Here is a 7,801-nt window from a genome sequence, read left to right on the forward strand (position 1 = left end):
CTTAAAAATAAAAATGCCTCATTCTAATCTGGGGAGATTAATATGAGAAAAAAGAAGAAAAAACCTTATGGACTGGCCTTGTTTGCTGGCTTAGGTGTTTTGGCATCTGTATTAACATTTCAGATGTATAATGAAGCCGAGGCCAAGGCACCAAGTATAAAAATGAAATCTCAAAAGTCACATCTTGAGAGAAGCTATGATGTTTCCGGAAAGAGCTTTGTGGAAACGGTGAAATTAGGAGCAATTGGTGATATCCTGATCCACGATACGGTATACGAAGATGCTTTCGTGAATCCCGGGTATGATTTCAAACCGATGCTCAGTAATGTTAAGGAATATTTAATCGAACCTGACCTATTGCTGGCGAACCAGGAAACGCTTCTTGGCGGAGTGGAAATCGGACTGTCAAGCTATCCTATGTTCAATAGTCCTGTTGAGGTTGGTGAGGCGTTTATAGACGCCGGAGTGGATATTGTTTCAAATGCAAATAACCATTCGCTTGATAAGTCTGAAAAAGGTGTACTAGCTTCCATTGGAAATATGGAAGCTGCCGGTCTTCCTTATGTAGGATCATACAAGGATGATGCCGACCAGCAAAAGCTGCGTATATTGAATAAAAATGGGATTGATGTTTCCTATTTATCATACACCTATGGAACTAACGGGATTCCAGTCCCTATAGGCAAGGATCACCTCGTGAATCTGATTGACCGAGAAGCGATGAAGGCTGAAATTCATCGCGCTAGAGCAGAGTCAGATGTTGTGGTTATGAGTATCCACTGGGGTAATGAATACCAGCGCTTCCCTACCGGTGACCAAGAAGAGCTTGCCCAGTTCCTTGTTGACGAGGGTGTTGATATCATCTTCGGGCATCACCCGCATGTTCTCCAGCCTATGGCGTGGCTGACGGCGACAGATGGCAGAAAAGCATTGGTGGTCTATTCTCTGGGCAATTTCCTGTCCGGGCAAATGTGGGACTATAAAGATATCGGCGGTCTTGCTACTGTTGAAATAACTAAAACCATCACACCGGAAGGTAATAAAATCGTATTGGAAAAGCCTGAATTCCTACCAACCTTTGTTTCAAGCAGCCGGCAAAGGAATTACCAGGTGGTTCCTTTGCAGGAAGCCGGTAAATTCGGTCTCGCTGGAGCAGAAAATAAATATAATGAGATCATGAATCATATGACTCAATTTATAAAAGAATAAGGTGAGAGTGCCCGGTCCATGAAGACCGGGCATTGCTTATGTTATAATCGGTCTATCTGGTATGGAAGGAGAACAATATGAATATTACAATTAATGATGATGCAGCAGCATGGTATGAAAACGAAATGGACCTTTCATCCGGAAGCTATTTGCGATTTTTTGTCCGGTACGGTGGTTTCAGTTCAATCCAGAAAGGTTTTTCATTAGGTGTCTCCAAGGAAGAACCTGATCATATCGGTGTGAAAACAGAAAAAAACGGTGTTACCTATTATATTGAAGAAAAAGATATTTGGTATTTTGACGGCCATGATATGATCGTAGAGCTTCATCCGGTTGGCCAGGAACCTGATTTCAAATTCGAAAAGAAATAAGGCAGACGCATATGCGCCTGCCTTATTTCTTCCCTTTTAAAAGATGGTTCTTAATGCCCTCTTGTTCCAGAATTTCAGCTTGCGTTGTTCCTAAAAGATCGAAATGAGGATAATTTATCTTCCTTTTGTCGATCCACTCCGGCCTCAAACCATATTTCCTTCCCCACTCAGCTAACTTTTCAAGATCCCTGCAACCTACTTTTGTAACCGTTGAACACTCTGGAAAGCGGTCATCAATCCAGTAATGGGTCAGGAAGGCGAGCTCCCCTTTATCGATTTTAGCTTTCCATTCCTCAAGCTCGCGGCGCTTGATTCCGAAAGCCAAATCAGACTTGCTCCTTTGCATCTTCTGGCTTCTTCATTGCCTGTAGATAAGCTTCATGCCAGTCAGGGAAGCTCCTTTTTAACGAAATCGGCCGGAAACTATCCTTTTTAACACAGACATGCTTTGAGCTGCCAGTCAATGCAAGCTCACCCTCACCATTGAAGATTTCATATTTATAGACGGAGCGAATGCCATCATATTCCTCCACCCAAGTCTTGATTGTAGCTGTATCTCCATATCTCAATGGTTTTTTATAGGAAGCTTGGATATCAAGGACAGGTGAGATGATTCCGTCCTTCTCCATTTCTGCATAATTAAAGCCAAACTCCTTAATCAATTGTGTTCTGCCCAGTTCCATCCACACCAGATAATTAGCGTGATACACGACTCCCATCTGGTCTGTTTCCGCATATCTAACCTCGATCTCCCTAGAAGAAATTTTCATTGGTAATCCCCTTTGTTTTTTCTTGTAAGTTTAATCTAACAGCTTTTTTAAAGCCGCTTCAAAATCTTGTTTTTCCAAGTATAAAACATCTTCACCCAAATTCTCAAAATTTTCGCCGTCAATCAATCGATATGCCTGGGATTGAATCGCTTCATCCACTAAGTTAGTAGCGAATCGACCGTTCCCATTGATTTCTGTTTCTGAGAGTTTTGCAGTTAAAAAAGCTTCAGCTTCCACATTTATTTGATATTGATACTTTCCAGCATAGCTCTTAATGATGAGCAGCAAATCACTCACATTATAGTCTGGAAAATGGAAAAACTTCTTGAACCTTGAACGAAGGCCAGGATTGCTTTCCAGCAGCATGTCCATTTCTGCAGGATAGCCAGCCAGAATCACGACAAGATTTTCATTATGCCTTGTCATTTCATCAACAAGAGTATCAATTACTTCCTTGCCAAAATCACCCGAGCTTTGACCAAGCAAAGAGTAAGCCTCATCTATGAATAATACTCCACCGAGTGCCTCCCGGATTTTTTTCTTTGTTTTGATGGCTGTCTGTCCAACATAACCAGCGACAAAATCAGCGCGGCTGCTGACAATCAGATGGCCCCGCTTTAACATACCGCATTCCTTCAGGAGCTCAGCGTAAATCTTCGCGACAGTAGTTTTTCCAGTGCCCGGATTCCCTGTAAAGACAGAGTGAAGCTGTATCGGCACAGCTGGCAATCCCTTTTCCTTCCGCAGCTGCTGCATCCTCACGAAGGAGATCAGGGAGGTAACCTCTGATTTGACAGTATCTAATCCGACGAGAGCATTCAGCCTGTCTAATGGTTTTTCCGCTGAAGGATTCGAAGGTGCTTCAAAGTCTTCTTTTTCCAATAAGGTATAGGCCGAAAAGTCATCTTCTTCAGTAGGCCGGGACCCCTTTTTGAAAATTGCTTCTAACACAAGGTTGCGTACCGTCCTGGCGTTTCCGAAGGTATCATCGACTCTTTCCATTTCAATACGATCCCTGAGCTCGAGCTTAGCTGGTTCTGTCATCGCATAATCGTTATCCTGTGCCGCTTGCTCAGCAATTTGCAAGAGTTCATCATCAGAATAATCCGGGAGATGGATTATATTCGATTGAGGGAATCGTGATCTTAAACCTGGATTCGCGTCAAGAAATTGTCGCATTTCTTCTGGATAACCAGCAAGGATCACAGCGAATTTGCCTCCATACTCATTTCCGGTCATTAAGGACACTAGTGTATCGATAGCTGTTTGACCATAGTCATTTCCAGTCTGGCCTTCCCGCTTAAGACTGTAAGCTTCATCAATAAACAGTACCCCGCCCAAAGCCTGCTCGACGACCTTCCTGACATTTTCTTCCGTCTGCCCGACATAAGCACCAACAAGCTGAGACCGGTCAGCCTCAATTATTTCTTCACGCGGCAATACGCCAAGCTGATGATATATTTTGGCAAGCAATCGGGCTAACGAGGTTTTTCCTGTTCCTGGATTTCCGGTCAGGACCATATTCAAGCTTTGATCATCCTTTGTTTGCAGACCAAGCTCTTTCCGTTTTTGCTGGTACTTCAAGAACCGGTAAAAATCATTCACTCTTTCCTTTACCGACTCCAGTCCTACCATTTTATTAAGTTCAGCCAGAGGATCCATTTCAGACTGTGTTTGGCTATCCAAATCCTCCGCAAACTCCTCTTGCCATTGCGTCTTGATATCTTCGAGGCTTTGAAGCCTTTTCTGCATTTCTTCATAATGGACAGCAGTGTGGAAAACTCCGGTAACTGACTCTTCATATAGCTCTGTTGCTTTCAGGAGTGCTGCCGTCTCTTCTATTGCCTTCTCCAGCAAATCGGTCAGCCGGTTAAACTGCGCCTCAAGTTCAGACCCTTTTTCAAGATGCTGGGCTGTTAGGTCATCAAGTTCTTCTTCAGCGTGTGATAAGAATTGCTGAGAAATATCTATGTACTGCTCTGCTGTTTTCTTTTTTAAGGCACGATTATCAGTTTCCCTGATCCGAGGGTAAACTAGCTGGTCAAATAAGTTCCCTTTATTTTTCCATTGATTCCTGGCCAACAAGGATTTTACCTTCTTGTTTGCCGGATTGTGTTCAATCGCAGTCTTTAGCCACTCGAGGACAAGAGAATCATAACCGTTTCGTTGGGCCCTCGATTGAGCAGCCAGAGTCAGGGTTTGAGACAGCTTCTTATTCTCTTCACTTTTTGTCAGCATCCTGACCGCGGTGATCAAACTGGCTTCATCCTGAATATATCCTTTTGTATTTATCTCTTCTTCCCATAGCAAAATCTGTTCATCTATAGGAATTTGGCTTTTTTGTCGTCCCATCCAAATCACTTCTTTATCTAAAGTTAATTACACACATTAGTTCACATTCCGTATATTATCACATTTTTAACCAAACGGAAAAAGACCCGCCTGCTGACGGGTCTTTCCTATTTACTGCTGGTTGTGCGCTTCATCCTTGATTTCAGCTCTAAAGGCATCAATGCTTTCTCGGCGACGCTCATTTTTAGCTTTGATTCTTTGCTGATCTTCTGGGCTCGAATTGACCATTGCAGCTTCTGCATCCTCCATATTCTCAATCGTATGATGGATCATGGACTGCAGCTTTTCCACATTATCGCTTCGATCGTCTGGCTTTGGTGTATGATTTGCCATTTCATGTACCTCCTTTTAAAAAGTACATCAATAGTATGCTACTACTCGTTTTGATTATTAGCGGAAAACAGTGGATAACTATAAGAAAAGCGCAGCGGCATGATCAACCTTAACACGCGCTGGAGCTAGTAACGAATTCAAGTATAAAAATGAAATAAAGCCTGCCAATACATTGGCAGGCATATTCATTGTACTATTCACCTTTAGTTTGTATTACCTGGGCATGTTCACCCGACTTATCATTCATTTTCTTTCCTTTATTGCCACTGAATCCACGCGGCTGCGTTCCCAGATGGCTTGGTACATAGTGCTTGCTGTCCTTTTTAGGATTGCTCATGTATATCCCTCCTCTAGAATAAGTTTTTCCTAAAGAAGAGGTATTCATAAATGGTAATGTATGATATTTACTCAGCTTTACCCAAGTGTTTTTGCTCTAATTTAGCCTCGATCCTCTCGAGTGCATCACGGTCATTCAGAAGTTGGCGTTTGTTTTCCATTACTAGCTCTTGAAAAGAACGCTTTCTAGGTTTTCTCATCGTGTTCACCATCCTTTGTCATCATTGTAACAGTTATTATGTCCGGAAACGGTTTCAATTATTACAACTTTTTGAAAATTTAATCGTATTTTATTCTTACCCGATATTTTCGTGTATCCTCCATGCAATTTTTACCATAATAAAACACCAGCAGCACGGTACTGGTGTCACTTTAAAAGTTCCTGCATTTGTTCGTATGTCATGGAACCGATATGCTTTTTTAGAATCAACCCCTGCTCATCAATAATGAATGTGGTAGGAATTGAAATGATTGAGTATGTTTGCTGTACGGCTCCATCTTGGTCAAGTAATATCGGAAAAGTTAATTCATTGTCCTTCACAAACGACTTAACATTGTTCTGAGGGTCCAAATTTACGGCAAGAATTTCAACTTCCTTTGAATTCTCTTTATAAAATTGCTCCATCGCCGGCATTTCCTCTTTACAAGGCGGACACCAAGTAGCCCAGAAATTCAGCAATACCTTCTTACCTCTGAAATCTTTCAGGCTAACCTCTTCACCAGCAAGGTTTTTCAGTGTAAAATCAGGAGCTATCATCCCAGCACCGACTCCAGTTACTGCTTTTGAAGCTTCAATTGCTTGTGGTTCCTCCGTCATATAAAAATGCTGGAATAACGAAAATAAAACCAAACCAGCAAGAATACCAGCAGCAATCGCTTTTTTGACCATAGGAAAACCCCCTTTGGTTTATTTACAAGTAGGATATCCCAAGTATACAAAGATAATGAAAGTGGAAAAGTGAAAAAATTTGAGGATTATGTGAATTTTTTAAGAAGAAATGGTAGTCGCTGGTCTTTTAATAAAATTCGGACATAACACTCCTCAGAGTTACATGAACCTGGGGTCATCTTTGGACAAAACGTGCAGTCACTCCCGATGATTTGTCTGAACTTGGGTCACCTCCGGACAAAAAGTACCGTTCCACTCGCTGATTTGTACGAACCTGGGTCACCTGCCCGACAAAACTTACTGTCACTCCCGCTGATTTGTCCAAACTTGGTTCTTCCACCTTCAACCTCTGATTCAGGATTATAATCACAAAATGCAGATTGCTTTAAAAGCAGCCATATATAAAAAATGCCAGGGAGTCGCTCCCTGGCATTCAAGCATGCTTATTTTTCAAACAAACGAGGCAATTCTTCGCTGTAGTTTCCTCGCATGATGCCTTTTTCTGTAATGATTGCGGTAATTAAGTGATGTGGTGTCACATCAAAGGCTGGATTGAAAACCTTTACGCCCTCAGGTGCTGTCGATTTACCGAAACCAGCAGTTATTTCCTCTGCTGCCCGCTCCTCAATCGGTATTTCATCACCTGTTTTTGTTTCAATGTCAATTGTTGATAGTGGCGCAGCGACATAGAATGGGATATTGTGTGCTTTTGCAAGTAAAGCTACACCATATGTACCAATTTTATTGGCTACGTCTCCGTTGGCTGCTACACGATCACAACCTACTATGACCGCTTGTACTTTTCCCTGTTGCATGACCATGGCTGCCATGCTGTCAGTAATGAGGGTAACATCGATTCCAGCCTGCATTAATTCCCACGCTGTCAGGCGTGCCCCCTGTAGCAATGGACGGGTTTCATCAGCAAACACCTTGATATCCATTCCTCGTTCCTTAGCCAAATAGATTGGAGCGAGCGCTGTTCCATACCTTGCTGTCGCAATGCCTCCAGCGTTGCAATGCGTTAAAACGGTCATACCGTCTTCGAATAAGGTCAAAGCATTCTCGCCAATGGAACTGCAGACATTTTCATCCTCCTGGCGAATTAAATCGGCTTCTTCTTCCAATAGCCTTTTAATTTCCTTTACTGGTTTGCTGCTTTCAACTTTAGTACGTGTATCCATCCTTTTGAGTGCCCAGAAAAGGTTGACTGCAGTCGGCCTGGAGGTAGCCAGGTAATCAGCTTGCTTTTCGAAAAATTCATAAAATGTTTCGAAATCAACCTCTGGTGCATCCTTGATACCAATAACCAGCCCATAGGCAGCTGCGATGCCAATTGCTGGAGCACCCCTTACTTTAAGCTGTTTAATCGCATCCCATACATCTTCAATATTGTTGATTTCCAGGAACTCAGTGACCTGGGGAAGTTTTGTTTGGTCTAAAATATATAGTTTTTCACCGTCATATTTTACAGATTGTAAAAATGTTTCTTCCATGGTGATCCTCCTTATGGCTTTTAAGACAATTCTGAAACTACATATCAT

The 7,801-nt window shown here is 42.3% G+C and carries 10 protein-coding genes; 2 read left to right on the forward strand and 8 right to left on the reverse strand.

Going from position 1 to position 7,801, the window contains the following annotated elements:
- Positions 1-42: 42 nt before the first annotated feature.
- Both ACH0QE_RS05935 and ACH0QE_RS05940 read left to right on the forward strand, forming a co-directional pair.
- Positions 43-1,209 carry a CapA family protein gene (locus tag ACH0QE_RS05935; RefSeq protein WP_415799773.1) on the forward strand — a complete coding sequence of 389 codons (1,167 nt, stop codon included), beginning with the start codon at positions 43-45 and terminating at the stop codon, positions 1,207-1,209.
- A 77-nt stretch (positions 1,210-1,286) separates the two neighbouring features.
- A complete protein-coding gene (locus tag ACH0QE_RS05940) occupies positions 1,287-1,580 on the forward strand; it encodes a HesB/YadR/YfhF family protein (protein ID WP_415799774.1) in 294 nt (97 codons plus the stop codon).
- A 22-nt stretch (positions 1,581-1,602) separates the two neighbouring features.
- On the opposite strand, the gene ACH0QE_RS05945 is transcribed toward ACH0QE_RS05940, so the two are convergent.
- From ACH0QE_RS05945 to mtnA, 8 genes are all read right to left on the reverse strand, one after another.
- Entirely contained in the window at positions 1,603-1,905 is a 303-nt protein-coding gene (locus ACH0QE_RS05945) for a hypothetical protein (protein WP_415799775.1), read from the reverse strand.
- A 1-nt stretch (position 1,906) separates the two neighbouring features.
- The gene (locus tag ACH0QE_RS05950; RefSeq protein ID WP_415799776.1) at positions 1,907-2,350 is read right to left on the reverse strand and encodes an acyl-CoA thioesterase; all 444 of its coding nucleotides are present in this window, start codon (positions 2,348-2,350) and stop codon (positions 1,907-1,909) included.
- A 30-nt stretch (positions 2,351-2,380) separates the two neighbouring features.
- Entirely contained in the window at positions 2,381-4,702 is a 2,322-nt protein-coding gene (locus ACH0QE_RS05955; RefSeq protein WP_415799777.1) for an AAA family ATPase, read from the reverse strand.
- A 111-nt stretch (positions 4,703-4,813) separates the two neighbouring features.
- Positions 4,814-5,035 (reverse strand): small acid-soluble spore protein Tlp, encoded by a 222-nt coding sequence (tlp, locus tag ACH0QE_RS05960; RefSeq protein WP_192472350.1) that lies wholly within the window; start codon positions 5,033-5,035, stop codon positions 4,814-4,816.
- Positions 5,036-5,228: 193 nt separating this feature from the next.
- Positions 5,229-5,372: an acid-soluble spore protein N gene (locus ACH0QE_RS05965; protein WP_079509087.1), complete on the reverse strand. Its 144-nt coding sequence runs from the start codon at positions 5,370-5,372 to the stop codon at positions 5,229-5,231.
- A 67-nt stretch (positions 5,373-5,439) separates the two neighbouring features.
- Positions 5,440-5,571 (reverse strand): FbpB family small basic protein, encoded by a 132-nt coding sequence (locus ACH0QE_RS05970; RefSeq protein WP_214708423.1) that lies wholly within the window; start codon positions 5,569-5,571, stop codon positions 5,440-5,442.
- Between the two features lie 167 nt (positions 5,572-5,738).
- Positions 5,739-6,260, reverse strand: a complete 522-nt coding sequence (locus ACH0QE_RS05975) for a peroxiredoxin family protein (RefSeq protein ID WP_415799778.1) — start codon at positions 6,258-6,260, stop codon at positions 5,739-5,741.
- A 443-nt stretch (positions 6,261-6,703) separates the two neighbouring features.
- Entirely contained in the window at positions 6,704-7,753 is a 1,050-nt protein-coding gene (gene mtnA, locus ACH0QE_RS05980) for an S-methyl-5-thioribose-1-phosphate isomerase (protein ID WP_415799779.1), read from the reverse strand.
- Positions 7,754-7,801 lie beyond the last annotated feature (48 nt).

It is taken from the genome of Mesobacillus sp., assembly GCF_047739415.1.
Taxonomy (GTDB): domain Bacteria; phylum Bacillota; class Bacilli; order Bacillales; family Cytobacillaceae; genus Mesobacillus.